Annotated in this window: 20 protein-coding genes and 1 pseudogene; 19 read left to right on the top strand and 2 right to left on the bottom strand. The window is 69.5% G+C overall.

The window, feature by feature from the left end; all coding sequences use genetic code 11:
* Positions 1 to 66: 66 nt before the first annotated feature.
* Positions 67 to 702, bottom strand: coding sequence for a ScbR family autoregulator-binding transcription factor (locus AB0I66_RS22020; protein ID WP_363209609.1), 636 nt, complete (start codon positions 700 to 702; stop codon positions 67 to 69).
* 340 nt (positions 703 to 1,042) lie between these two features.
* On the opposite strand from AB0I66_RS22020, the gene AB0I66_RS22015 reads away from it, so the two are divergent.
* The 19 genes from AB0I66_RS22015 to AB0I66_RS21925 all read left to right on the top strand — a co-directional run bounded on the left by AB0I66_RS22015 (position 1,043) and on the right by AB0I66_RS21925 (position 24,535).
* Positions 1,043 to 1,822: a response regulator transcription factor gene (locus AB0I66_RS22015; protein ID WP_363209608.1), complete on the top strand. Its 780-nt coding sequence runs from the start codon at positions 1,043 to 1,045 to the stop codon at positions 1,820 to 1,822.
* Positions 1,823 to 2,246: 424 nt separating this feature from the next.
* On the top strand, positions 2,247 to 2,627 hold the full coding sequence (locus tag AB0I66_RS22010; RefSeq protein WP_363209607.1) for a hypothetical protein: 381 nt from the start codon (positions 2,247 to 2,249) through the stop codon (positions 2,625 to 2,627).
* 303 nt (positions 2,628 to 2,930) lie between these two features.
* Entirely contained in the window at positions 2,931 to 4,454 is a 1,524-nt protein-coding gene (locus AB0I66_RS22005) for an FAD-dependent monooxygenase (RefSeq protein ID WP_363209606.1), read from the top strand.
* Positions 4,451 to 5,722 carry a beta-ketoacyl-[acyl-carrier-protein] synthase family protein gene (locus AB0I66_RS22000; RefSeq protein WP_363209605.1) on the top strand — a complete coding sequence of 424 codons (1,272 nt, stop codon included), beginning with the start codon at positions 4,451 to 4,453 and terminating at the stop codon, positions 5,720 to 5,722. Before AB0I66_RS22005 ends, AB0I66_RS22000 begins: the two co-directional genes overlap by 4 nt.
* The gene (locus AB0I66_RS21995; RefSeq protein ID WP_363209604.1) at positions 5,719 to 6,954 is read left to right on the top strand and encodes a ketosynthase chain-length factor; all 1,236 of its coding nucleotides are present in this window, start codon (positions 5,719 to 5,721) and stop codon (positions 6,952 to 6,954) included. The genes AB0I66_RS22000 and AB0I66_RS21995 overlap by 4 nt, the downstream gene beginning before the upstream one ends.
* Before the next feature lie 2 nt (positions 6,955 to 6,956).
* Positions 6,957 to 9,239, top strand: a complete 2,283-nt coding sequence (locus AB0I66_RS21990) for an SDR family oxidoreductase (RefSeq protein WP_363209603.1) — start codon at positions 6,957 to 6,959, stop codon at positions 9,237 to 9,239.
* Position 9,240: 1 nt separating this feature from the next.
* Positions 9,241 to 10,629 carry an MFS transporter gene (locus AB0I66_RS21985; protein ID WP_363209602.1) on the top strand — a complete coding sequence of 463 codons (1,389 nt, stop codon included), beginning with the start codon at positions 9,241 to 9,243 and terminating at the stop codon, positions 10,627 to 10,629.
* 73 nt (positions 10,630 to 10,702) lie between these two features.
* Positions 10,703 to 11,560: an NAD(P)H-binding protein gene (locus AB0I66_RS21980; RefSeq protein ID WP_363209601.1), complete on the top strand. Its 858-nt coding sequence runs from the start codon at positions 10,703 to 10,705 to the stop codon at positions 11,558 to 11,560.
* Between the two features lie 235 nt (positions 11,561 to 11,795).
* Positions 11,796 to 12,950 carry a nucleotide disphospho-sugar-binding domain-containing protein gene (locus AB0I66_RS21975; protein ID WP_363209600.1) on the top strand — a complete coding sequence of 385 codons (1,155 nt, stop codon included), beginning with the start codon at positions 11,796 to 11,798 and terminating at the stop codon, positions 12,948 to 12,950.
* Between the two features lie 15 nt (positions 12,951 to 12,965).
* Positions 12,966 to 13,532 carry a dTDP-4-dehydrorhamnose 3,5-epimerase family protein gene (locus AB0I66_RS21970; RefSeq protein ID WP_363209599.1) on the top strand — a complete coding sequence of 189 codons (567 nt, stop codon included), beginning with the start codon at positions 12,966 to 12,968 and terminating at the stop codon, positions 13,530 to 13,532.
* A 64-nt stretch (positions 13,533 to 13,596) separates the two neighbouring features.
* Positions 13,597 to 14,652 carry a glucose-1-phosphate thymidylyltransferase gene (locus AB0I66_RS21965; protein WP_363209598.1) on the top strand — a complete coding sequence of 352 codons (1,056 nt, stop codon included), beginning with the start codon at positions 13,597 to 13,599 and terminating at the stop codon, positions 14,650 to 14,652.
* Entirely contained in the window at positions 14,649 to 15,632 is a 984-nt protein-coding gene (gene rfbB, locus AB0I66_RS21960; protein ID WP_363209597.1) for a dTDP-glucose 4,6-dehydratase, read from the top strand. The genes AB0I66_RS21965 and rfbB overlap by 4 nt, the downstream gene beginning before the upstream one ends.
* Before the next feature lie 28 nt (positions 15,633 to 15,660).
* Positions 15,661 to 16,965, top strand: coding sequence for a lipopolysaccharide biosynthesis protein RfbH (rfbH, locus tag AB0I66_RS21955; RefSeq protein WP_363209596.1), 1,305 nt, complete (start codon positions 15,661 to 15,663; stop codon positions 16,963 to 16,965).
* Complete coding sequence (locus tag AB0I66_RS21950) at positions 16,962 to 17,741, top strand: NAD-dependent epimerase/dehydratase family protein (RefSeq protein ID WP_363209595.1); 780 nt, start codon at positions 16,962 to 16,964, stop codon at positions 17,739 to 17,741. The genes rfbH and AB0I66_RS21950 overlap by 4 nt, the downstream gene beginning before the upstream one ends.
* 52 nt (positions 17,742 to 17,793) lie before the next feature.
* Positions 17,794 to 19,200, top strand: coding sequence for an NDP-hexose 2,3-dehydratase family protein (locus AB0I66_RS21945; protein WP_363209594.1), 1,407 nt, complete (start codon positions 17,794 to 17,796; stop codon positions 19,198 to 19,200).
* The gene (locus AB0I66_RS21940) at positions 19,200 to 20,171 is read left to right on the top strand and encodes a Gfo/Idh/MocA family oxidoreductase (RefSeq protein WP_363209593.1); all 972 of its coding nucleotides are present in this window, start codon (positions 19,200 to 19,202) and stop codon (positions 20,169 to 20,171) included. The genes AB0I66_RS21945 and AB0I66_RS21940 overlap by 1 nt, the downstream gene beginning before the upstream one ends.
* 88 nt (positions 20,172 to 20,259) lie before the next feature.
* Complete coding sequence (locus AB0I66_RS21935) at positions 20,260 to 22,125, top strand: 2-oxoacid:acceptor oxidoreductase subunit alpha (protein ID WP_363209592.1); 1,866 nt, start codon at positions 20,260 to 20,262, stop codon at positions 22,123 to 22,125.
* Positions 22,115 to 23,182, top strand: coding sequence for a 2-oxoacid:ferredoxin oxidoreductase subunit beta (locus tag AB0I66_RS21930; protein ID WP_363209591.1), 1,068 nt, complete (start codon positions 22,115 to 22,117; stop codon positions 23,180 to 23,182). Before AB0I66_RS21935 ends, AB0I66_RS21930 begins: the two co-directional genes overlap by 11 nt.
* 9 nt (positions 23,183 to 23,191) lie before the next feature.
* The gene (locus tag AB0I66_RS21925) at positions 23,192 to 24,535 is read left to right on the top strand and encodes an MFS transporter (RefSeq protein WP_363209590.1); all 1,344 of its coding nucleotides are present in this window, start codon (positions 23,192 to 23,194) and stop codon (positions 24,533 to 24,535) included.
* Here AB0I66_RS21925 and AB0I66_RS21920 read toward each other — a convergent pair.
* Positions 24,468 to 24,830, bottom strand: a pseudogene (locus AB0I66_RS21920) (TetR/AcrR family transcriptional regulator C-terminal domain-containing protein); the annotation flags it as partial. The gene AB0I66_RS21925 and the pseudogene AB0I66_RS21920 overlap by 68 nt on opposite strands.
* Positions 24,831 to 25,225: the final 395 nt, after the last annotated feature.

The raw sequence follows: 25,225 nt of genomic DNA, 5'->3' as shown, positions 1-25,225 counted from the left end.
GAAGTCGGCAGCCACAACAAACCGCCTCAGCTGTTTGTCACGAGTGATCCGCCTCGTGCCTCCTCGTCACTCGTGGCCGCCGCAACCGTCCCCGCACCCGAACGGGGTGAGGCGCGTCAGCGTCTCCGGAGCAGCAATGCACGGGAGTTGAAGGCTCCAGAACCTGCCGAGCGAGTGCCGGGACAGCCACTGGAAGTCGTCACGGCCCAGGACTTCGAAGCCGACGGTCGCCGCCACCACGGCGGCCACGATGCTCTGTCGCGAGGTGCCGGGTGAGAGCGCGTCCTCCCTGGCCGCCTCGGCGAGCAACCGCTGGACGCAGAGCTGCCACTCCTGCCGCAGATCGGTCCGGCCGCCGCCATGTCCCGCGCAGTTGAGTCGGAAGCCGGCCTTGACCACGGGGTCGGAGCGAAGGAGTTCGGCAAGCGTGTGAGAGGTGTCGATCAGACACTGGAGGGGCGAGGTGCTGGCGCGGTAGACACGCCGCGCCGCGTCCCGGAGCGCTCCGGAGGCCTGGCTCACCACCTCGGTGGCCAACGCCTCCTTGTTGTCGAAGTGGAAGTACAGCGCCCCCGAGCTGACGCCCACTTGACCGCTGACACTCGTGAGGTTCGTGCGTGTGAAGCCGTGCCGGTCGAAGGCGTGGGCGGCCGCGACGATCAGCTGCGATCGCGTCCGAACGGCCCGTTCCTGCTTGGTCATGAGGGTTCCTGGTGATTCTCGGGCGGGTGGTCGAAGGGTGGCCCTGGCCGTGGGCAGGGTGAGGTCGGCAGTCCCATGAACATTATTAAAACCGCCAAGCGCGTTTGCTTTCTACGGCATGGAGGAACCTCGCCGCAGCGCCACAGGGTCCGGGAGTGCCAAAGCCCCTACAGGTGGCGGCAGTTCACTCGCATATGTCCAGATTGGGTCTGATGGTGGCGCGCGTGTTGACGTGTCCGCCGTCTTTGACAAACCGGCGCCAAGGTTTGTAAAGTCCTCCCCGACTTGACGCGTTGACGCGAGGTAGTAGCTGAGCTGCATCGATCGAGGGGGAAGAACGATGAATCAGAGTGCGGCAAGCCTTCTGGAACCTCATATATCGACCTCACGCGACATGGGGGCGTCCGTGCTGGTCCGTTCCGCAGGCGTCACGGGGCGAGATGCTCGTGGCGCGTCCGACGTGTGGCGTGTGCTGGTCGCCGAGAACAACGTCGACGACGCCAACAGCCTGGTGAGGGGGCTGCGCAGGCACAGCCACGAGGTGGAGCACGTGACGACGGGCCGCGCGGCTCTGGCTTCCTACGGGACGGCCGACCTGATCCTGCTCGATCTCGAACTGCCCGACCTGGACGGGCTCGAGGTCTGCCGGGACATCCGGCAGGTCAGTGACATCCCGATCATCGCCGTCACAGGCCGCGGCAGCGAGCTCGACCGTGTGCTCGGCCTGCAGGCAGGCGCCGACGACTACTTGGTGAAGCCTTATGGATTCCGGGAGTTGATGGCCCGTATGGAGGCCGTCATGCGCCGCGTCGTCCGGCGGCCGGCGTCCACCGCCGGTGCCATCTGCCACGGGCCTCTGAGCATCGACGCGGGAGCCCGCCAGGTCAGCCTCGAAGGTCGGTGCATCGAGGTCACGCGCAAGGAGTTCGACCTCCTGTACCTGCTCGCCTCGCATCCCGACACGGTCATCCCCCGCAAGCAGCTCATGCAGCGGGTCTGGGGCGACTCGTGGTCCCGCAGAACCGTCGACACCCATGTCAACAACTTGCGCAACAAGCTTGGTTACAGCGGATGGATCATTACCGTCCGAGGAGTTGGATTCCGGTTCGGGCACGAATGACGGCCGATCAATTCCTTACCCGGCCCCGGAATTCGCCGAGAGACCTTCGGAGACGACAGTGACGCACGGCACCGCCGCCCGCCCGGCCACGAACACCCTGTGTGAGGGCGACGGTTGCAAGTACCGCGTGGCGTCCGGCGCGGGGCGTCGCATCGCCCTGCGGGGGCAGCACTTGTGCCCGGTGTGCCGGGAGGAATTCTCCGTACAGCTTGGTCGGCTTCCCGGGCTCTACGAGGAATGCGGGGCCGTGTGGGGTGGCGGCACGCCGCAATTCCCGTCCGACCGGACAAGCGGTGGATCAATTCCGGGAATTCCTTCCCATGACGCCGCGGCCGATGTGCGCACCTCGATTCTCGCCACGCTCGGTTCATGGTGCCGACTTGTCGCCGAAGAGCAGGGCCTTTCCGTTCCCCGAGGCTCCGTCGTGCCGCTCTGTGCTTTCCTCGTCCGTCACGTCGACTGGCTCGTCGCCCACCCGGCCGTCGCCGAGGCGACCGCGGATGTCGCGGTGCTCGCCCGCCGGGCACGCCTGATCGCCCACGAGGAGCGGCTGCGCACGGTCCGCGTCGGCCCGTGCGCGACGCAAGGCTGCCAGGGGCAGCTGACCGTTGACGTCGATGCTCCGGTCATCTTGGCCACCGGGATCCGGTGCGACCAGAACGCCGAGCACGTCTGGGGGCGGCAGGAATGGGCGGAGCTGAGCCGGAGGCTCACCCAGGTGCGCGAGCAACGCGTCGGCCGCATCCCCGACTTCGAGCAGAACGCACGCGACAGCTTCAGGAAGCGCACGCGAGGCACGGTCTGATCCGCCTTCCCCAAGAACCTCACTCCCTTCACAAGGCCCGGTCGGCAGCCGCCGATCCGGGCCTTTCCGCACGCTCCGACTGACCTGCCGTCCTGACCGGCATTTGACATTCCGCTGACCCTTCACTGGTATTCCCTTTCGCGGATCCGTCGGCTTCCCGAACCCATTCATGACGCAACTTCACCAACGCATGACATGGGAAATCTTGAAACGGACTCCCTGGGCGAAGAAGCTTGTGAATAGCTTCCGCTGCTCTTTGCCGAGCTGCCGGGTAGGGATTCGACGATACCCAAGGAGATGCGTATGGATGCTGCAGTGATTGTCGTGGGGACGGGACCGGCCGGACTTGTGCTCGCCGGTGAACTGCGACTCGCGGGAGTCGATGTCATTGCCCTTGAGCGTCTGCCGGAGCCCACCGGCGAGTCCCGCGGGCTCGGCTTCACCGCCCGCACGATGGAGGTGTTCGACCAACGCGGGCTGCTGTCCCGCTTCGGTGATCTGGAGACCAGCGACGTGGGCCACTTCGGCGGCCTCCCACTGGACTTCGGGGTCCTCGAAGGCGCGCAGCAAGCGGCCAAGTCCGTCCCGCAGTCGCAGACCGAGGCCGCGCTCGAGGCCTGGGTGAAGGAACTCGGGACGGATCTGCGGCGCGGTCATGAGGTGATGTCCATCGACGACGACGGTGACGGCGTCGAGGTGGGCGTGCGCGGCCCCCGGGGTGAATACACCTTGCGGACCTCCTACTTGGTCGGCTGTGACGGTGGGCGGAGCTTGGTACGCAAGACGGGCGGCTTCGACTTCCCCGGCACCGCGTCGACCCTGGAGATGTTCCTCGCCGACGTGGAGGGGCTCGACCTCGAACCCCGCATGATCGGCGAGACGTTCGACGACGGCATGGTGATGGTCGGCCGGCTGCCGGGCGGCATCACGCGCCTCGTCCTCTGTGAGCGCGGAACCCCGCCGCGCCAGCGACTGGGCTCTCCGTTGTACGACGAGGTGGTCGTCGGCTGGAAGCGGGTGACGGGCCAGGACATCTCGCACGGCAGGCCGGTCTGGGTCAGCTCCTTCGGAGACGCCTCCCGGCAGGTCACCCAGTACCGCCGCGGCCGGATCCTGCTCGCCGGGGACGCCGCGCACATCCATCTGCCCGCCGGTGGCCAGGGCATGAACACCAGCATCCAGGACGCCATGAACCTCGGCTGGAAGCTCGCGGCCGTGGTGCGCGGCAAGGCGCCCGAAGGTCTGCTCGACACCTACCACGACGAGCGGCACCCCGTCGGACAGCGGCTGTTGATGAACACCCGCGCCCAGGGGCTGCTGTTCCTCAGCGGCTCCGAGGTGCAGCCGCTGCGCGACGTCCTGGGCGAGCTCATGCAGTACGAGGACGTCAGCCGCCACCTCGCGGGCATGGTCAGCGGTTTGGAGATCCACTACGACGTCGGCGGCGGGCGGCACCCGCTGCTCGGCCGTCGGATGCCCGACCTGGAGCTGACGGGCGCCGGCTCCAGGACCCGTGCCGCCGAACTGCTGCACCCCGGCCGGGGTGTGCTGCTCGACCTGGCGGACAACGCCGTGCTGCGGGGGAGAGCGGCGGGCTGGGCGGACCGTGTGGACGTGGTGACCGCAGACCCGCACGGCCTGACCGGCGACAGCCCGCTCGTGGGCACCACAGCCGTCCTGGTCCGCCCGGACGGCTACGTCGCCTGGGCCGCCCCCGGCAGCCACGACGACCTGCCCATGTCCCTGGAGCGCTGGTTCGGCCCGTCCCGCCAGGCGGCTCGGCCGGTCATGGCCAAGCGCTTCTACAACTGGGAGGCCTCCCAGTGACGGGTCGCCGCGTCGTCATCACGGGGATCGGTGTCGTCGCCCCGGGCGGCATCGGGACCAAGAACTTCTGGGGTCTGCTCAGCGAGGGCCGCACGGCGACGCGCGGCATCACCTTCTTCGACCCGGAGCCCTTCCGCTCCCGGGTCGCCGCCGAGATCGACTTCGACGCCGAGGCGCAGGGCCTGAGCCCGCAGGAGATCCGGCGCATGGACCGCGCCGCGCAGCTCGCCGTCGTGGCGACGCGCGAGGCGGTCGCCGACAGCGGCGTGGAGCTCGGGGCCCACGACCCCCACCGCGTCGGCGTGACCATCGGCAGCGCGGTCGGCGCGACGACGGGGCTCGACGAGGAGTACCGCGTCGTCAGCGACGGCGGCCGGCTCGGGCTCGTCGATCACGCGTACGCGGTGCCGCACCTCTACAACTTCCTGGTGCCCAGCTCGTTCGCGGCCGAGGTCGCCTGGGCCGTCGGCGCCGAGGGCCCCTCCACCGTGGTGTCCACGGGCTGCACCTCCGGCATCGACTCGGTGGGCCACGCGGTGGAACTCATCCGCGAGGGCAGTACCGACGTCATGATCGCCGGGTCGTCGGACGCGCCGATCTCACCGATCACGCTGGCCTGCTTCGACGCGATCAAGGCCACCACCCCGCGCCACGACGCACCCGGGGAGGCATCACGGCCCTTCGACAACACCCGCAACGGGTTCGTCCTCGGCGAGGGCTCCGCCGTCTTCGTCCTCGAGGAGCTGGAGAGCGCGCGGCGCAGACACGCCCACATCTACGCCGAGATCGCGGGCTACGGGGCGCGCAGCAACGCGTACCACATGACCGGTCTGCGGCCCGACGGCGCGGAGATGGCCGAGGCGATCCGGGTCGCGCTCGACGAGGCGCGGATGAACGGCGACCAGATCGACTACATCAACGCGCACGGCTCCGGCACCAAGCAGAACGACCGGCACGAGACCGCGGCCTTCAAGAAGGCCCTCGGCGACCACGCGTACCGCACGCCGGTGAGCTCCATCAAGTCGATGGTGGGCCACTCGCTGGGCGCGATCGGCTCCATCGAGATCGCCGCGTCCGCGCTGGCCATGGAGTACGACGTGGTGCCCCCGACCGCCAACCTGCACACCCCCGACCCGCAGTGCGACCTCGACTACGTGCCGATCACGGCGCGCGACCAGCGCACGGACACGGTCCTGACCGTCGGCAGCGGGTTCGGCGGATTCCAGAGCGCCATGGTGCTCGCCAACCCCGAGAGGAAGGGCGCATGACAGCCTCCGCCGTGGTCACGGGCCTGGGCATCGCAGCCCCCAACGGCCTGGGCACAGACGACTACTGGGCGGCCACCCGCAGCGGCAAGAGCGGCATCGGGCGCGTCACGCACTTCGATCCGACGCCCTACCCGGCCACGCTCGCGGGCGAGGTCCCCGGCTTCGTCGCCGAGGAGCAACTGCCCAGCAGGCTCCTGCCGCAGACCGACCGGATGACGCGCATCGCGCTCGTCGCCACCGACTGGGCGCTCGCCGACGCGGGCGTCGAGCCGGAGAAGATGTCCGAGTACGACATGGGCGTCATCACGGCGAGCTCGTCGGGCGGCTTCGAGTTCGGGCAGGGCGAGCTGGAGAAGCTGTGGGGCAAGGGCAGCCAGTACGTGTCCGCGTACCAGTCCTTCGCCTGGTTCTACGCCGTCAACAGCGGCCAGATCTCCATCCGCAACGGCATGAAGGGCCCGAGCGGGGTCGTCGTCAGCGACCAGGCGGGCGGCCTCGACGCGCTCGCCCAGGCACGCCGCCAGATCCGCAAGGGCACCAGCCTGATCGTCTCCGGGTCCATCGACGCCTCCATCTGCCCCTGGGGCTGGGTGGCGCAGCTGGCCGGTGGCCGGCTCAGCACCGAGGACCAGCCGAACCGCGCCTACCTGCCGTTCGACGCCGACGCCGCGGGGCACGTGCCCGGCGAGGGCGGCGCGATCCTCGTCGTGGAGGACGAGGAGGCCGCCCGCAGGCGTGGCGCGAAGATCTACGGCTCCATCGCGGGGTACGGCTCGGCCTTCGACCCGAGGCCGGGCAGCGGACGCGAGCCAGGACTGCGCAAGGCCATCGAGATCGCACTCGCGGACGCCGACGTGGCCCCCGAGGACGTCGACGTCGTCTTCGCGGACGCCGCCGCCGTGCCCGAACTCGACCGTGTCGAGGCGGAGGCCATCAACGCGGTCTTCGGCCGCGGCGGAGTCGTCGTCACCGCGCCGAAGACGATGACGGGACGGCTCTACTCGGGTGCGGCCCCGCTGGACGTCGCCGCCGCGCTGCTCGCCATCGACGAGGGCCTGATCCCGCCCACGGTGAACGTCGCTCCCGACGCCGCCTACGGCCTCGACCTGGTCGTGAACCAGCCGCGCCCCGCTGACGTGCGCACCACGCTCGTCCTCGCCCGCGGACAGGGCGGCTTCAACTCGGCCCTTGTCGTCAGCGCCGCCCGCGGCCATGCGGATGCGAGGCGTTGACCATGCCGTCGCACCACCTGGATCACCGGCTGGACAGCCAGGTCATCGTCGTGGGCGCCGGTCCCGTGGGCCTGATGCTCGCCGGGGAGCTGCGGCTCGGCGGCGCCGACGTCATCGTCCTGGAGAGCAGAAAGGCCCCGACAACGGAGTCGCGGGCCTCCACCCTGCACGCCAGGACCATGGAGATCCTCGACAGCCGCGGCCTCCTGGAGAAGTTCGGCACCCCGCCGAACGAGCCCCGCGGCCACTTCGGCGGAGTCCCGCTCGACCTGACGCTGCCGAGCCCCTACCCCGGGCAGTGGAAGGTTCCGCAGACCCGCACCGAGGAGGTCCTCCAGGAGTGGGCCCTGTCCCTCGGCGCGGATCTGCGGCGCGGGCACGAGGTGCGCGCGCTGTCCGTGGAGGACGACCACGTCGAGGTCGAGGCGGCGGGGCCCGAGGGCGCCGTGCGGCTGCGCGCCCTGTGCGTCGTCGGCTGCGACGGCGAGAACAGCGCCGTGCGCCGCCTGACCGGGGCCGACTTCCCCGGTACGGACGCCGGGCGTGAGCTCGTCCGGGCGGACGTCGACGGGATCGACGTACCCAACCGGCGCTTCGAGCGACTGGAGAAGGGGCTCGCCATCGCGGCGCGCAGGGACGACGGCGTCACGCGCGTCATGGTGCACGAGTTCGGCCGCCCGGTCGGCGCGCGCACCGGCGAGCCGTCGTTCGACGAACTGTGCGCGGTGTGGCGGCGGGTCACCGGGGAGGACATCAGCGGCGGGACCCCGCTGTGGATCAATTCCTTCGGCGACGCGAGCCGCCAGCTCGCCCGGTACCGCGAGGGGCGGGTGCTCTTCGCCGGTGACGCGGCGCACCAGCAGATGCCGATCGGCGGCCAGGCCCTCAACCTCGGCCTCCAGGATGCCGTCAACCTCGGCTGGAAGCTGGCCGTCCAGGTCGCGCGCAAGGCGTCGGACGGTCTCCTCGACAGCTATCACGAGGAGCGGCACACGGTCGGGCAGAGGGTCCTGACCAACATCAAGGCCCAGGCCATGCTGCTGCTCGGCGGCCCCGAGGTGGAGCCCGTGCGGGCGGTGGTCGGCGAACTCGTCGCGAGCCGCTGCGGACGGGAACACCTGGCGGGCATGATCTCGGGTCTCGACGTCTGCTACGACGTCGGAGAGGGCCCATCCCCGCTCTTGGGGGCCCGCCTTCCGCACACCGAACTCGCCGTTCCCGAGGGCCTGGTGACGACGACGTCCCTGCTGCGTACCGGCCGAGGTCTGCTCGTCGACCTGCGCAACGACCCAGAACAACACCCCGCTGTACGGGAGTTGAGCGCGCCTTGGCGCGACCGGGTCATCGTCACGGCGGCCCGTGCGACGTCCGGCACGGAACTGGAAGACGCCGGCCTGGTCCTCGTACGCCCCGACGGACATGTCGCCTGGACGGGCACGGAAGCGGACGGTCTGCGTGCCGCTCTGAAGCGCTGGTTCGGGACGACACAAGCCGCCACATCAGCCGACCACAGGAGGAACAGCATGAGCAGGCTTGAAGGAAAGACCGCCCTGGTCACGGGATCGAGCCGCGGCATGGGCCGCGCGACGGCCCTGCGCCTCGCACGCGACGGCGCACTGGTCGCCGTGCACTACACCAGCAACAAGGAGGCCGCCGAGGAGACCGTCGCCACCATCGAGAAGGAGGGCGGCCGGGCCTTCGCGATCCGCGCCGAACTCGGCGTCCCGGGAGACGTGCACGAGCTGTTCCTGGGCCTGGAGGAGGGCCTCAAGGAGCGCACGGGGTCCACGACGCTCGACATCCTGGTCAACAACGCCGGCGTCATGGGCGGTGTCGCCGCGGAGGAGACCACCCCGGAGGCGTTCGACCGTCTCTTCGCGGTCAACGCGCGGGCGCCGTTCTTCATCATCCAGCGGGCGCTGAAGAACCTGCCCAGCGGCGGCCGCATCATCAACATCTCCTCCGGCCTGACCCGGTGCGCCAACCCGTCCGAGATCGCCTACGCGATGACCAAGGGCGCGGTGGAGCAGCTGGCCCTGCACTTCGCCAAGCACCTGGGCCCGCGCAACATCACGATCAACAGCGTGGCACCCGGCATCACCCGCAACGGCACCCCCGTGTTCGACATACCCGAGGCCGTCGAGCAGATGGCGGGCCTCTCCGCCTTCAACCGGGTCGGCGAGCCCGAGGACATCGCCGACGTCGTCGCCTTCCTCGCCTCCGACGAGGCCCGCTGGATCACCGGCTCCTTCGTGGACGCCACCGGCGGCACCCTCCTTGGCTGACGTGACATCCACGACCACGGCCGCGCCCCCTGCCCGCGCGGCCTGGAGCCCTCGCCTGTGGGGCCTGGTGATCGTCCTCGCGGGCAACATGCTCGTCGACGCACTCGAGGTGTCGGTGATGGTGGTGGCCGTGCCGTCGATCGGCGCTGACCTGCGTCTCACGCCCGCTGCCGCGCAGTGGACGATGACGGGTTTCGCCGTCGGTTTCGGCGGTCTGCTGCTGTTCGCGGGACGCGTCGTGGCCCTGCTCGGCCGACGGCGCGTCTATCTGTGGGCGCTGTTCGGCTTCGCGGCCGCCTCGCTCGTCGCGGCGTTCGCCGGTGATCCGGCGACGCTGCTCGCCACCCGCGTCGTCAAGGGATTCTGTGCGGCGCTGACCGCGCCGACCGGCCTCGCCATCATCGGCGCCATCTTCACGGCGGGGCCAGGCCGGGACCGGGCGGTGTCGGTGTACTCGCTCTTCGGGGCGTGCGGCTTCACCGCCGGGCTCGTCCTGTCGGGACTGCTCACCGAGGTGGGCTGGCGCTGGACCATGGTGTTCCCGGCTCCGGTCGTCCTCGTACTGCTCGTCCTCGGCCGGACGCTGATCCCCGGTGACATGGACGCGCGCGTCGAAGGGGGCCTGCGCAAGGGGCAGTTGGATTTACCGGGGGCGCTCGCCCTCACCGGCGGGCTCCTCGCCGTCGTCCTCACGGCCGTCACCGCCGCGGAGCGGGGATGGGCCGACGCGCGGACCCTGGACGCGGCACTGGCGGCCCTCGGGCTCTTTGCGGCGTTCCGCATCGCCGAACACCGGGCGGCGCGGCCGCTGGTGCGGGCCACGCTGCTCCGCGACGGGCCGCTTCTCCGCGCGTCCGTGGGCGCGGCGGCACTCAACGGCTCCTTCCTCGGGCTGCTCTTCGTCGTCACCCACCAGTGGCAGGCGGCACAGGGCTGGGGGCCGCTGCGGACGGGCCTCGCGCTGCTGCCCGCGAGCGTGCCCCTTGCCTTGACGGTCCTTTCGTCGGGTCGCATGGTGCAGCGGTTCGGCGCAGCCCGGCTGATCGTCCTCGGCGCCACCGCGCCCCTCATCGGATACGTCCTGTACCTGCGGGACCCCGCGCACGCGACGTACACCACCGGAGTCCTGCCCACGCTGCTCCTGGTGGGGGCCGGCTTCGTGTGCGCCTTCGCGGCGCTCAACACGCAGGCGACCGCGGGCGTCGCACCCGCCGAGCGCGGCCCCGCCGTCGCGACCTACCAGACGGCGGTGCAGACCGGCGCCGTCCTGGTGATCGCGCCGACCGCCGCGCTTCTGACGGCGTACGGCAGCCGCCCGGCGATGGTTCTGGTGACCGGGGTCGGCGCGCTGGGGCTGCTGGCCGCGCTGAGGGCTCCGCGCCGATCGTGAAGTCCGCGCGACCTCAGGGCAGTTGAGGAAACCCCCACCTACGCCACCACACATCCAAGAGAAGGACATCTCCATGCCCAAAACCATGCTGGTCACCTGCGCCACCGGCAACGTCGGCCCGCACGCCGTCGCCGAGCTGCAGAAGACCGGCGTCACCGTCCGTGCCCTGGTGCTCAAGGACGACCCGAACATCGGCCGCCTCCCGGAGGGCACCGAGATCCACTATGGGGACCTCGCCGACCCCGACAGCTTGGACACCGCGCTCGACGGCGTTGACGGCGTCTTCTGGATGTGGCCGTTCTTCGCCCTCGACGTCACCACCGCACCCGCCGTGCTGCGCAAGATCGAGGCGCGGGCGAGCCGTGTCGTCGTGGTCTCCTCGGTCGGCGTGCACATCGGTCTGGAACCGGTCGACAACAACTGCCACGCGTATCTGGAGGCGCTCGTCGAGAAGACGACCCTTGACTGGACGTTCCTGCGCACCACGGGCTTCCACGCCAACGCCCTGGGCTTCGCCGGCCAGATCCGCCAAGGCGACGTGGTCCACTTCCCCTACGGCGCCGCCACCCGCACATCTGTCCACGAGGGCGACCTCGCCGCCGTCGGCGCCGTCGCACTCACGAGTGAGGGCCACACGGGACGGAAGTACCTGGTGTCCGGGCCGCAGCAGCTGTCACAGGAGGGCCAGGTCCGCGTCATCGGCGAGGTCATCGGCCGGGAGCTCCGCTGGCAGGACATCGAGCACGACGCCGCCCGCCGGGCCATGGTCGACACCGGCTGGCCACCCTCGTACGCGGAGGGCGCACTCGACTACTTCGCCATGCTGACGAAGGAGCCCGAGGTCGGGTCCACGGCCGTGGCCGACGTCACAGGGCGCCCCGCCCGTACGTTCCGCCAGTGGGTCGAGGAGCGGGCGGACGCGTTCCGTTGACCCCGCACCGGGGTCCGGTTTCCGGGCGGTACTCAACGAATGACAGAACCTCGGTCAGGCCAGGGTCAATTCCGGGCGACGACAGTTGACGCGGTTGCCGCGCACGAAAGAGGCTTTGGCAGCTGCCCTCGCTTATCGGCTGCCCTCGCATTGTCCACGCCGGCCGGAGTCCATCCAATCGGTGGCGCGGTCACGCAGGCCTCGCAACGAAATTCCGTACTCGGGAGAAGAGTTAATGCGCGTCCTATTCATCAGCACTCCTTCCGCGAGTCATTTCACCCCGCTCGCGCCCCTCGCCTGGGCGCTGCGCGGCGCCGGACACGAGGTGGTGGTGGCGGGGCAGCCGGACATCGACGAGACCGTCCGCGCCTCCGGGCTCGTCGGTTTCCAGACCGGTGCGGCGTTCGACGGCGAGGCCTATCTGCTGGGGGGCCTCGAGCCCTGGCAGCGCCCGCTGGACGTACGCCCCCGCAGCGCGCTGCGGGTCGACGGCTACGCACACGCGTGGTCGGTCCACGCGAGGCGGGTGGTCCGCGACTACCTGGACTTCGCGCGGTCCTACCGTCCCGATCTGATCGTCGGCGACCCGCTGGAGTACAGCACCCTGATCATCGGCAGGGCGCTCGACGTGCCGGTCGTCCACCACCGCTGGGGCGTCGACAGCCTGGCGGGTGCGGCGCGCGGCTTCGCGCGGGAGCAACTGCGGGAGCTGTGCGCGGAACTCGGCGTGGGCGCCCTGGCCGACCCGGCCGTCCTTCTCGACCCCTGCCCGCCGTCGCTGCAGATGCCGGACGCCGAACCGGGGACGCCGATCAGGCATGTGGCGTACAGCGGCAACTGGGGGCTGTCCGAGACGTTCCCGTGGGAGGCGCGGCAGGACGGTGTGCGCCGCGTCGGTCTCTCGCTCGGCGGGACGCTGCGGCTGAACGGCACCGGATTCGTCATCCGCCTGCTGCGGGCCATCGGTGAGATACCTGACATCGAGGTGCTCGCCACGGTGCCCGCGGAGTTCGAGGGCTTGGTCGGCGAGGTGCCGGGCACCGTCCGCTGCGTCGGTGCCGTGCCGCTCGGCCTGCTCCTCGAACAGTGCCGGGCCGTGGTGCACCACGGCGGCTCAGGCACCTCGATGACGGCGACGCTCGCCGGGCTTCCGCAGCTGGTGCTGCCGCAGATCGCCGACCACTTCGGCTGCGGCGACCGCCTCGCGGGTCGTGGCGCCGCCGTCTCGCTGGAGACCGCTGAGTCGCAGGACTCGCCCAAGCAGCTGCGGGACGCCCTGACCGAGCTCCTCGACGACCCCCGGTACGCGGCTGCCGCAGGGCGGCTGCGCGCGGAAATGCTGCTGATGCCCAGCCCGGCCGCGGTCGTCGCGGACCTGGAGAACCTCTGAGGAGCTGGAGCCGAAGTGCGCATCACCGAGCTGGAGATTCCCGGGGCCTTCGTCATCACCCCGGAGCATCTGCGGGACGAGCGTGGATCGTTCTACGAAGCGCTGCGGACCGAGGAACTGGAGAAGGCAGCGGGCCGCCCCTTCAACACGCGGCAGATCAACTACTCGGTCTCCCGCCGCAACACACTGCGGGGCATCCACAGCGTCACCAACCCGCCGGGGCAGGCGAAGTTCGTCACCAGCGTCCGCGGAGTCCTCCGGGACATCCTGGTCGACCTGCGCCTGGGGTCGCCCACGTACGGCCGCCACGTGAGCAATGAACTGGACGCCGACGCGGGAACCTCCGTGTTCGTTCCCGAGGGCGTCGGTCACGGCTTTCTCACCCTCACCGACGACGCCTGCATCTGTTACCTCCTTTCCACGGCCCATGTGCCGGGCACGCAGGTCGACATCAATCCGCTGGACCCTGAACTCGCCCTGCCCTGGGGCTTCACCGAGCCGCCGTTCATCTCGGACAAGGACGCCAAGGCGCCGACCGCGGCCGAGGCCGCGGCCGCCGGACTGCTCATGCCCTACGAATAGCACGGACGCGAAATCCACTCGGAATTGAGTCAGCTGCGAGTACCGAAACGAGGAGGACGTATTCATGAAAGCACTTGTGCTGTCGGGCGGGTCGGGCACCCGCCTGCGCCCGTTCAGTTATTCGATGCCCAAACAGCTCATTCCAATAGCCAACAAGCCGGTGCTCCAGCACGTCCTGGAGAACATCCGGGATCTCGGCGTCACCGAGATCGGCGTCATCGTCGGAGGCGGTGCCGAGCAGATCGAGGCGGCCGTCGGCGACGGCTCCGCCCTCGGCGTCCGGATCACGTACATCCCGCAGGAGAATCCCACCGGACTCGCCGCCTGCGTCGCGCTGGCCCGGCCCTTCCTCGGGGACGACGACTTCGTGATGTACCTCGGCGACAACATGCTCCCTGATGGCGTGGGGGAGATCGCCGGGCAGTTTGCGACGGACCGCCCCGCCGCCCAAGTGGTCGTCTACAAGGTGGCCGACCCCACCGCCTTCGGCGTCGCCGAACTGGACGCCGAAGGGCGCGTGACCCGCCTGGTCGAGAAGCCCAGGGAGCCGCGCAGCGACCTCGCCCTGATCGGCGTCTACTTCTTCACCCCGGCCATCCACGAGGCCGTCGACTCCATCGAGCCCAGCGCGCGCGGCGAACTGGAGATCACCGACGCCATCCAGTGGCTCCTCACCCACGGCGCCGACGTGCGCGCCAGCCAGTACGAGGGCTACTGGAAGGACACCGGCCGCGTCGACGACGTGCTCGCCTGCAACCGCAAGCTTCTGGACGGCGTGAAGCCCGACGTCGCGGGCGAGGTCGACGCGCAGAGCGTCATCACCGGCCAGGTCGTCGTGGAGGCCGGTGCCCGCATCGTCCGCTCCACCGTCGAGGGCCCGGCGATCATCGGCGCGGGAACGCTGGTGGAGGACAGCCGCGTCGGCCCCTACACCTCCATCGGCAAGGACTGCGTCCTGCGCGGCACGCACATGGACGCATCCATCGCGCTCGACGGTGCGACGGTCACCGAGGTCCGAGGTCTGCACGGTTCGGTGATCGGACGGTCCGCGACCGTCGAACAGGCGGCCCAGCACCGGCTCGTAGTCGGTGACCACAACAGCGTAGAGGTGGCAGCATGAAGGTCTTGGTCACAGGCGGAGCCGGATTCATCGGCTCGCACTATGTACGCACCCTTCTGCAGGACGAGTATCCGGGCTGGGAGGGCGCCGACGTCACCGTCGTCGACAAGCTCACCTATGCGGGCAACCGCGACAGCCTGCCGGCCGACGACCCCCGCCTGACGTTCGTCCAGGGCGACATCCTCGACGGTGATCTGCTGCGCCAACTGCTGCCCGGCCACGACGCCGTGGTGCACTTCGCGGCCGAGTCGCACGTCGACCGTTCCCTGGAATCGGCCGCGGAATTCGTCCGCACGAACGTGCTCGGCACCCAGTCCCTGCTCGAAGCGGTCCTGGCCAGCGGTGTCGAGCGTGTCGTGCATGTCTCCACCGACGAGGTCTACGGCTCCATCGACGAGGGCTCCTGGACCGAGACCTGGCCCCTGGCGCCCAACTCCCCGTACGCCGCCTCCAAGGCCGCGTCCGACCTGGTCGCCCGCTCGTACTGGCGCACCCACGGGATCGACCTGTCGATCACCCGCTGCTCCAACAACTACGGGCCCTACCAGCACCCCGAGAAGCTCATCCCGCTCTTCGTGACGAACCTTCTCGCCGGGCTCACCGTGCCGCTCTACGGGGAAGGCGCCAACGTCCGCGAGTGGCTGCACGTGGACGATCACTGCCGCGCGATCGCCCTCGTGCTGAACAAGGGTGTGGCCGGCGAGATCTACAACGTCGGCGGCGGCAACGAACGCACCAACCGCGCCATCACCGAGCGGCTGCTCGAACTCACCGGCCGGGACTGGTCCAGCGTGCGCCGTGTCCCCGACCGCAAGGCGCACGACCTGCGTTACTCGCTCGACGAAACCAAGATCGCGGAGCAGCTCGGGTACGCACCGCGCGTCTCCTTCGAGCAGGGCCTGGCCGACACCGTGGCCTGGTACCGGGACAACACCGAATGGTGGCAGCACTCCAAGGCAATCGCCGCGGACCGGGCTTGACGGAGCATCACCTCAGGAAGGGCACGACATGAGCCTGCACACCGAACTCGTCATGGACGGGGTGCGCAAATACCACCGGGACGTCGAGAACGAGAAGCGCTTCGTTCCCGGCACCACCGAGATCTGGCCGTCCGGCGCCGTCCTCGACGAGGAGGATCGGCTCGCCCTGGTCGAGGCGGCCCTGGACATGCGGATCGCGGCGGGCAAGAGCTCCCACAAGTTCGAGTCGCAGTTCGCGCGCAAGCTCAAGCGGCGCAAGGCTCACCTGACGAACTCCGGCTCGTCGGCGAACCTGCTCGCCACCTCGGCGCTCACCTCACACCTCCTGGAGGACCGGCGCCTGCGCCCCGGCGACGAGGTGATCACGGTCGCGGCGGGCTTCCCCACGACCGTGAACCCGATCCTGCAGAACGGCCTGGTGCCGGTCTTCGTCGACGTCGAGATCGGCACGTACAACACGACGGCCGACCGGGTGGCCCAGGCCATCGGCCCCAAGACCAAGGCGATCATCATCGCGCACGCGCTCGGCAACCCCTTCGAGGTCGCCGAGATAGCCCAACTCGCGGACGAGCACGACCTGTTCCTCATCGAGGACAACTGCGACGCGGTCGGCTCGACGTACGACGGCCGGCTCACCGGCACCTTCGGTGACATGACGACCGTCAGCTTCTACCCCGCGCACCACATGACGATGGGTGAGGGCGGCTGCGTCCTGACCTCGAATCTGGCGCTCGCCCGGATCGTGGAGTCGCTGCGCGACTGGGGCCGCGACTGCTGGTGCGAGCCGGGCGAGAACAACAAGTGCCTCAAGCGCTTCAAGTACCAGATGGGCACGCTGCCTGCGGGCTACGACCACAAGTACATCTTCTCGCACGTCGGCTACAACCTGAAGGCCACCGATCTGCAGGCCGCGCTCGGTCTGACCCAGCTGGCGAAGCTCGACGACTTCTGTGCCGCACGCCGCAAGAACTTCAAGCAGCTGTACGACGGTCTCGAAGGCCTCCCGCACCTGATCCTGCCGCAGGCGACCCCGCGCAGCGACCCGAGCTGGTTCGGGTTCGCCCTCACTGTGCCGCCCGAAGCACCCTTCACCCGAGCCGAGCTGGTGGACTTCCTGGAAGGCCGCAAGATCGGCACCCGCCGACTCTTCGCCGGGAACCTCACTCGCCATCCGGCCTACATAGGCCAGCCGCACCGCGTCGTCGGCGAGCTGACCAACAGCGACATCATCACGGAGCAGACCTTCTGGATCGGCGTCTATCCCGGCCTCACCGAGGAGATGCTCGACTACGTCATCTCCTCGTTCAAGGAGTTCGTGGGAGCCCGTGGATGACCATGGAAATTGTCGGAAACGGCTTCCTTGCCCGGAACCTCAGGCCCATCGCCGACCGCCACCCTGACACTGCCGTCCTCGCGGCCGGTGTCTCCTGGGCGGGCGGCACATCGGACAGCGACTTCGCCCGGGAGGCCGAGCTCCTTGCCGAGGTGGCCGAGCGGTGCCGGACCACCGGGCGCCGGCTGCTGTTCTTCTCCACCGCGTCCACGGGGATGTACGGAGAAGGAGGCGTCACCGGACGTGAGGACAGCCCCGTCACTCCCTGCACCCCGTACGGGGCGCACAAGTTCGCACTGGAGCGTCAGCTCAAGGCCTCCGGGGCGGACTATCTCATCCTGCGCCTCGGCCACCTGGTGGGGCCGGGGCAGCCGCCGCACCAGCTGATGCCCTCGCTGCTCCGGCAGGTCCTCGAAGGCGTGGTCCGTGTCCTGAGGGGCGCCACCCGCGACCTCATCGACGTCGCGGACGTCGTGACGATCATCGACTGCCTCCTGGAGCGCGGCGTCCGCGGCGAGACGGTCAACGTGGCCTCGGGAGAGGCGGTGCCGGTGGACCACATCGTCGACCACCTCCAGGAGCGGCTCGGCCTGGACGTCGATCGCGAGTACCGGGACGCCGGGGCGCACCACGTCATCTCCACCGAGAAGCTGAGGCGGCTCGTGCCCGAGACGGCCCGGCTCGGTTTCACCCCGACGTACTACCGGCAGGTCCTCGACGCCTTCCTCGACTCCGCGGGCGTCGGCCGAGGGGCCGCCGAATCCACGGTGTCCTGACCCCCGCCTCCTTTCCTGACCGCCGCGTCCCCGATCCCGCAAGGAGTGAGCCATGTACGCCCCACCCTGCAGACCGACCCCCCGGCCAACCACGCTGACGTCGCGCGACGACCCGGCCGTCGCGCACCGCATGGCGCGGTCGGCCGCGACGGCACAGGGCACGCGACTGCGCACGGACGACTTCGCCGACTGGCTGGACGAGCGCCGCCGCGCACACCACTTCAAGATCGACCGCATCCCCTTCAGCGGTCTGGACGGCTGGTCGTTCGAGGCCGCCACCGGGAACCTCGTGCACCGCAGCGGCCGCTTCTTCACCGTCGAGGGCCTGCACGTCACTCGCGACACCGGCCCGCACCGCGAGTGGTACCAGCCCACCATCAAGCAGCCCGAGGTGGGCATCCTCGGCCTGCTGGTCAAGGAGTTCGACGGGGTCCTGCACTTCCTGATGCAGGCCAAGATGGAGCCCGGCAACCGCAATCTGCTCCAGCTCTCGCCGACCGTCCAGGCCACCCGCAGCAATTACACCAAGGTGCACAAGGGCGCCGACGTGAAGTACATCGAGTACTTCACGCAACCGGACCGCGGCCGGGTCATCGCCGACTCGCTGCAGTCCGAGCACGGCGCCTGGTTCTTCCGCAAGAGCAACCGCAACATGATCGTCGAGGCCGTCGACGACGTCCCGCTCGACCCGGACTTCTGCTGGCTGACCCTCGGCCAGATCGGCGAACTCCTGGGCCGCGACAACGTCATCAACATGGACACCAGGACCGTCCTCGCCTGTGCGCCGCTGCCGCAGGAGGACGAGGGCGCCCTGCACTCGGACACCGACGTCCTGTCCTGGTTCACCGCCGAGCGCGCCCGCCACGACGTCCACGCGGAACGCGTTCCGCTGGACGAGGCGAGCGGCTGGAAGCGCGGCGACATGTCCATCGACCACGAGGGAGGCCGGCACTTCAGCGTGGTGGCCCTGCGCGTGGAGGCCGGCAGTCGAGAGGTGACCGGCTGGACCCAGCCTCTGTTCGAGCCGCACGGCATCGGTGTCACGGCCTTCGTGACGCGCGAGATCGGGGGAGTGCCGCACGTCCTGATGGAGGCGCGCGTCGAGGGCGGCCTCCTGGACACGGTGGAGCTCTCGCCCACGGTCATGCACACCCCTGGCAACTACGCCCACCTGGAAGGCGAGTACCGCCCGCCCTTCCTCGACCTGGTCCTGGCCGCGACCCCCTCGCAGATCCGGTACGAAGCCGTGCACTCGGAGGAAGGGGGCCGCTTCCTCAACGCCGAGAGCCGCTACCTCATCATCGACGCGGACGAAAAGACGGTTCCCGTCGAGGCACCCCCCGGCTACTGCTGGATCACCCGTGATCAGCTCAACTCCCTCCTGAAGCACGGTCATTACCTCAATGTGCAGGCCCGCACCCTGCTTCTCTGCCTCAATGTCCTCGCGGGGCGGTCCTGATGGCGGACAACGGCGTACGCGTCGGTCTGCTGGGCTGCGCGGACATCGCCCGGCGGCGCATGCTGCCCGCGATGGCGGCCATGGACGGCGTGCACATCGCTGCGATCGCCAGCCGGAACTCGGACCGGGCCAAGGAACTCGCCGAGCCCTACGGCGCCGAGCCCGTGCACGGGTACCAGCGGCTGCTCGACCGCGACGACATCGACGCGGTCTACCTCCCGCTGCCCGCCGCCCTGCACGCGGAGTGGACCGAGGCGGCGCTGCGCGCGGGAAAGCACGTACTCGCCGAGAAGCCGCTGACGACCGACCTGGAGAGCTCCCGCCGACTCGTCACGCTGGCACGGGAGTCGGGGCTCTTCATGATGGAGAACGTGATGTTCGTCCATCATCCGCTGCACGACGCGGTGCTCAAGCTAGTCGCCGACGGCGCCATCGGTGAACTGCGCGCCTTTCAGGCCGCGTTCGCCATCCCGCGCCTTCCGGATGACGACATCAGGCACCGAGCGGACCTCGGCGGCGGCGCCCTCTGGGACACCGGTGTCTACCCGGTCCGGGCCGCCCTGCACTTCCTGGGGGACGGCCTCGAAGTCCGCGGCGCGCTGCTCGGCCGGGGCCAGGGCCGTGAGGTCGACACCTCGGGGCAGGCGCTCCTGGGCACACCCGGCGGCATCGGAGCCCGGTTGATCTTCGGGCTCGACCACGCCTACCGGTCCTCGTACGAGCTGTGGGGGAGCGAGGGCCGCATCACCGTGGAGCGCGCGTTCACGCCACCCGCGGACTTCGTGCCGGAGATCCACGTCGAACGCCGCTCCGGGACCGAGGTGATCGAGCTGCCGCCCGCGGACCAGGTCGCCCGCACGGTCGCGGCCTTCGTGGAGGGCGTGCGAGCACGGTCCACCCCCGATCCCGTGTGCCTGCGGCAGGCGGAGCTGCTCGACGGGGTGCGCCGGGCCGCAGGTGACCTGGCCTAGCGTCCCTGGCTCGGCAGGTCGCCGGGCCACTCCTCAACTCCGCTCTGTTCAGCGCTGATTGCTACCGCCTCCGGAAAGGGCGACTACCTTGAAGCAGAACGAGATCCGCCGCCTTGACCGGGTGATCATCCGTTTCGCCGGTGACTCGGGTGACGGCATGCAGCTCACCGGCGACCGGTTCACTTCGGAGACGGCGTCCTTCGGGAACGACCTCTCGACACTGCCGAACTTTCCCGCCGAGATCCGTGCTCCTGCCGGGACACTGCCGGGTGTCTCCTCCTTTCAGCTGCATTTCGCCGACCACGACATCCTCACGCCGGGTGACGCGCCGAACGTCCTGGTCGCGATGAACCCGGCCGCGCTGAAGGCGAACCTTGCGGATGTTCCCCGCGGGGCCGAGATCATCGTCAACACCGACGAGTTCACGCCGCGCGCGATGCAGAAGGTCGGCTTCGCCGAATCGCCGCTGAGTGACGGGTCATTGGACGCCTTCCAGGTGCATCCGGTGCCGTTGACGACGCTGACGGTCGAGGCGTTGAAGTCGTATGGCCTGTCGCGCAAGGATGCGGGGCGCAGCAAGAACATGTTCGCGTTGGGTCTGCTGTCGTGGATGTACCACCGGCCGACCGAGGGCACGGAGAAGTTCCTGCGGACGAAGTTCGCCAAGAAGCCGGACATCGCCGAGGCCAACATCGCTGCGTTCAGAGCCGGTTGGAACTTCGGTGAGACGACCGAGGACTTCGCGGTCTCGTACGAGGTCGCTCCGGCGACCAGCGCCTTCCCGGCCGGGTCGTATCGGAACATTTCGGGGAACCTCGCCCTGTCCTATGGCCTGATCGCAGCGGGCCGGCAGGCGGATCTGCCGCTCTACCTGGGCTCGTACCCGATCACTCCGGCCTCGGACATCCTGCACGAGCTGAGCAAGCACAAGAACTTCGGTGTGCGCACGTTCCAGGCCGAGGATGAGATCGCGGGCATCGGGGCGGCGCTGGGTGCGGCTTTCGGCGGCTCGCTCGCGGTGACCACGACGTCGGGGCCCGGTGTGGCGCTGAAGTCGGAGACGATCGGCCTGGCGGTGTCGCTGGAACTGCCGCTGCTGATCGTGGACATCCAGCGCGGCGGCCCCTCGACCGGACTGCCGACCAAGACCGAGCAGGCCGACCTGCTGCAGGCCATGTACGGACGCAACGGCGAGGCACCGGTGCCGATCGTGGCACCGAAGACGCCGGCGGACTGCTTCGACGCGGCACTGGAGGCGGCCCGGATCGCTCTGACCTACCGCACCCCGGTGTGTCTGCTGAGCGACGGCTATCTGGCCAATGGCTCCGAGCCCTGGCGCATCCCGGAGCAGGCACAGCTGCCAGATCTGCGCGTGCCCTTCGCCTCCGGGACGAACCATGTACTGGAGGACGGCACCGAGGTCTTCTGGCCCTACAAGCGCGACCCGGAGACTCTTGCGCGCCCTTGGGCGATCCCCGGCACGCCCGGTCTGGAGCACCGCATCGGCGGCATCGAGAAGCAAAACGGCACCGGCAACATCTCCTACGACCCGGCCAACCACGACTTCATGGTCCGCACCCGCCAGGCCAAGATCGACGGCATCCAGGTGCCCGACCTCGAAGTCGACGACCCCGGCGGCGATGCGCGCCTGCTGGTCCTTGGCTGGGGCTCGACCTATGGGCCCATCACCGCGGCGGTACGCCGCCTGCGGGCCGCCGGACACAGCGTGGCGCAGGCCCATCTGCGCCACCTCAACCCCTTCCCCCGCAACCTGGGCCAGATCCTCCGCGGCTACGACCGCGTGGTGATCCCGGAGATGAACCTCGGGCAGCTCACGACCCTGATCCGCGCCCGCTACCTCGTCAACGCCCAGTCCCACACACAGGTCAACGGCATGCCGTTCAAGGCCGAACAGCTCGCCACCGCCCTCCAGGAGGCCCTCGATGCGCGCTGAGGCACTCACCCTCATCCCCAGAACCGACATCCCCCTGGCGGCCAAGGACTTCAAGTCCGATCAGGAGGTGCGCTGGTGCCCCGGCTGCGGTGACTACGCCGTGCTGGCGGCCGTGCAGGGCTTCATGCCCGAGCTCGGCCTGGCCAAGGAGAACATCGTCTTCGTGTCGGGCATCGGCTGCTCAAGCCGCTTCCCGTACTACATGAACACCTACGGCATGCACTCCATCCACGGCCGCGCCCCCGCCATCGCCACCGGACTCGCCACCTCGCGGCGGGACCTGAGCGTGTGGGTGGTCACCGGGGACGGCGACGCGCTGTCCATCGGCGGCAACCACCTCATCCACGCCCTGCGCCGCAACGTCAACCTGAAGATCCTGCTGTTCAACAACCGGATCTACGGCCTCACCAAAGGCCAGTACTCCCCGACCTCCGAAGTCGGCAAGATCACCAAGTCGACGCCGATGGGCTCCCTGGACGCGCCCTTCAACCCCGTCTCCCTCGCCATCGGCGCGGAGGCCAGCTTCGTGGCACGGACCGTGGACTCCGACCGCAAACACCTCACCTCCGTACTGCGCGAGGCCGCCGAACACCCCGGTACCGCGCTGGTGGAGATCTACCAGAACTGCAACATCTTCAACGACGGCGCCTTCGAGGTCCTCAAGGACAAGCAGCAGGCCGAAGAGGCGGTGATCCGCCTGGAGCACGGGCAGCCCATCCGCTTCGGGGCTCCGCTGGAGAGCGGCCTCGGCTCCAAGGGCGTCGTACGCGACCCGGCGACCGGCGATCTCAAAGTTGTCCCGGTCACGTCCGAGACCGAGTCCCAGATCCTGGTCCATGACGCGCACTCGACCTCGCCGACGCTGGCCTTCGCGCTCTCCCGCCTCGCCGACCCCGACACCCTGCACCACACCCCCATCGGCGTCCTCCGCAACGTCGAGCGGCCGGTCTACGACACCCTGATGTCCGATCAGCTCGACACCGCCATCGAACAGAACGGCAAGGGCGACCTGGCCGCGCTGCTCGCGGGCGGCGACACGTGGACCGTCGTCGGCTGAAGGCACCTCATGAAGACGTTCCGCTCGCTCGCCGTACGCAACTTCCGTCTCTTCACGGCGGGGCAGGTCGTCTCCGTGGCGGGCACCTGGATGATGGTCGTCGCCCAGGACTGGCTGGTGCTTTCCCTGAGCGACGACTCCGCCACCGCCCTGGGCATCGTCACGGCTCTGCAGTTCACGCCGCTGCTGCTGCTCACGCTCTACGGCGGGCGACTCGCCGACCGCCACGACAAGCGGCTCCTGCTCACCGTCGCGAACGTCGTGTCGGGTCTCTTCGCGCTGCTCCTGGGGCTCTTGGTGCTCGGTGACCGGGCGGTCCTGTGGCACGTCTACCTCTTCGCGTTGGGCCTCGGCATCGTGAACGCCCTGGAGATTCCCACGCGTATGGCTTTCGTGAGCGAGATGGTCGGCGCCGATCTGCTGCCGAACGCGTCGGCGCTCAGCGCTGCGTACTTCAATGTGGCCCGCATCGTGGGACCCGCCCTCGCCGGCCTCCTGATCAGTCGCCTCGGCATCGGCGAGGTGATGGCGCTGAACGCGGTGAGCTACGCGTCGACCGTGGTGGCTCTGCGCATGATGCGACCCGAGGAGCTGCACAGGCCCCTACGTGCGGCGTCCCGCGCGCGAGTCGTCGACGGGCTTCGTCATGTGCGGAGCCGCCCGGATCTCATGCTGCCGCTGGCGCTCGTCGCGGTGATAGGCGTGTTCGGTTTCAACTTCCAGCTCACGCTGCCGCTGCTCGCCAAGACCGAGTTTCACTCCGATGTCAGCGCGTTCGGCCTGCTCACCGCGGCCCTGGCCGTCGGTTCCCTCGCGGCTGCGGTCGTCACCACCGCGCGTCGCGGGCGCCCCACGAGCCGTACGGTCCTGGTGGCCGCGCTCGGTTTCGGCGTCCTGGAGACGGCCACCGGCCTCGCGCCCTCCTACCCGGCGGTCGTGGTCCTGCTCGTGCTCACCGGCTTCGCGACGGTCTGGTTTGCCCAAGCGGCCAACCACCGCGTTCAGCTCGGCACGAGCCCGGAGTACCGCGGCCGGGTGATGGCGCTCTACACCCTGGTCTTCCAGGGCTCCACACCGCTCGGCGCCCTGTTCGTCGGCCGACTCAGCGAGGAGGCGGGCGCGCGCTCGGGGCTCTACGTCGGCGGGGTCGTCTCCTGCGCGGCGGCCGTCGCCGCGCTCCTGGCCGACAGGGGGCGGCAACGCTCCGGCGTCAAATGCCCATCCGGGCGCCGATGCCGTCGAGCACACAGTCCAGACCCGACTCGAACTTGGCCTGTGGGTCTCCGAAGTGGCCGCCGGCCAGAGCACTGCGCTGATACGTGGGGTACCGGCCGGTGCCCACCAGCCAGGTGAACTCCGGGGCCATGGCCAGCTTGACGTCGTCACTGTGCGTCCAGCCCTGCCCCTTCATGAGGAGCTGCATGGACACCTCGGTGTACGAGCTGCCGTACACGTACGCGTTGACTGTCTCAAGCACGGCCATGCTCAGCTTGGGGCCGAGGCCAGCGGCATCCAGTGCGACGAGCGCGTGCTCGGTGACGGCGAGGCGGTTCGGGGTCGGGGCGAACATGGCCCTCGGTGAGGAGAGCTGGGAAAGCCACGGGTGCGTGAGCACCAGCTGGCGGGTGTTGATGGCGAGCACCCGCATCGTCTCGCGCCAGTCGCTCGGGTCGTCGGGGACCTTCAGTTCGCCGTAGACCGTGTCGACCATCAGCTCAAGGACGTCGTCCTTGCCGGACACATACCGGTACGCCGCCATCGGCGCGACCTCGAGTTCGGTGGCGAGCCGTCGCATGGTGACGGCCTCGATCCCCTCCGCATCGGCGATCGCGACCGCGACCGACGCGATCCGGCCGGGCGAGAGTGCGAGGGCGCGCGGTGCGGCCACCGGCCGCTCCAGCCGCTCCCACAGGGAGATCCTTTTCTTGTCGCCGACCTCGCACTGAGACGTGGTGGGGGACTGCTTCTCTCTGGCCACGGGTGTGGCCTCCTTCCCGTTCACCTGCATACAGCGTATCAGCCGTAGACAACGTACACGCCGCT

It is taken from the genome of Streptomyces sp. NPDC050439 (assembly GCF_040655335.1).
Taxonomy (GTDB): domain Bacteria; phylum Actinomycetota; class Actinomycetes; order Streptomycetales; family Streptomycetaceae; genus Streptomyces.
Note: the sequence above shows the minus strand (reverse complement) of the source record. Positions and strands in the feature narration are given on the sequence as shown.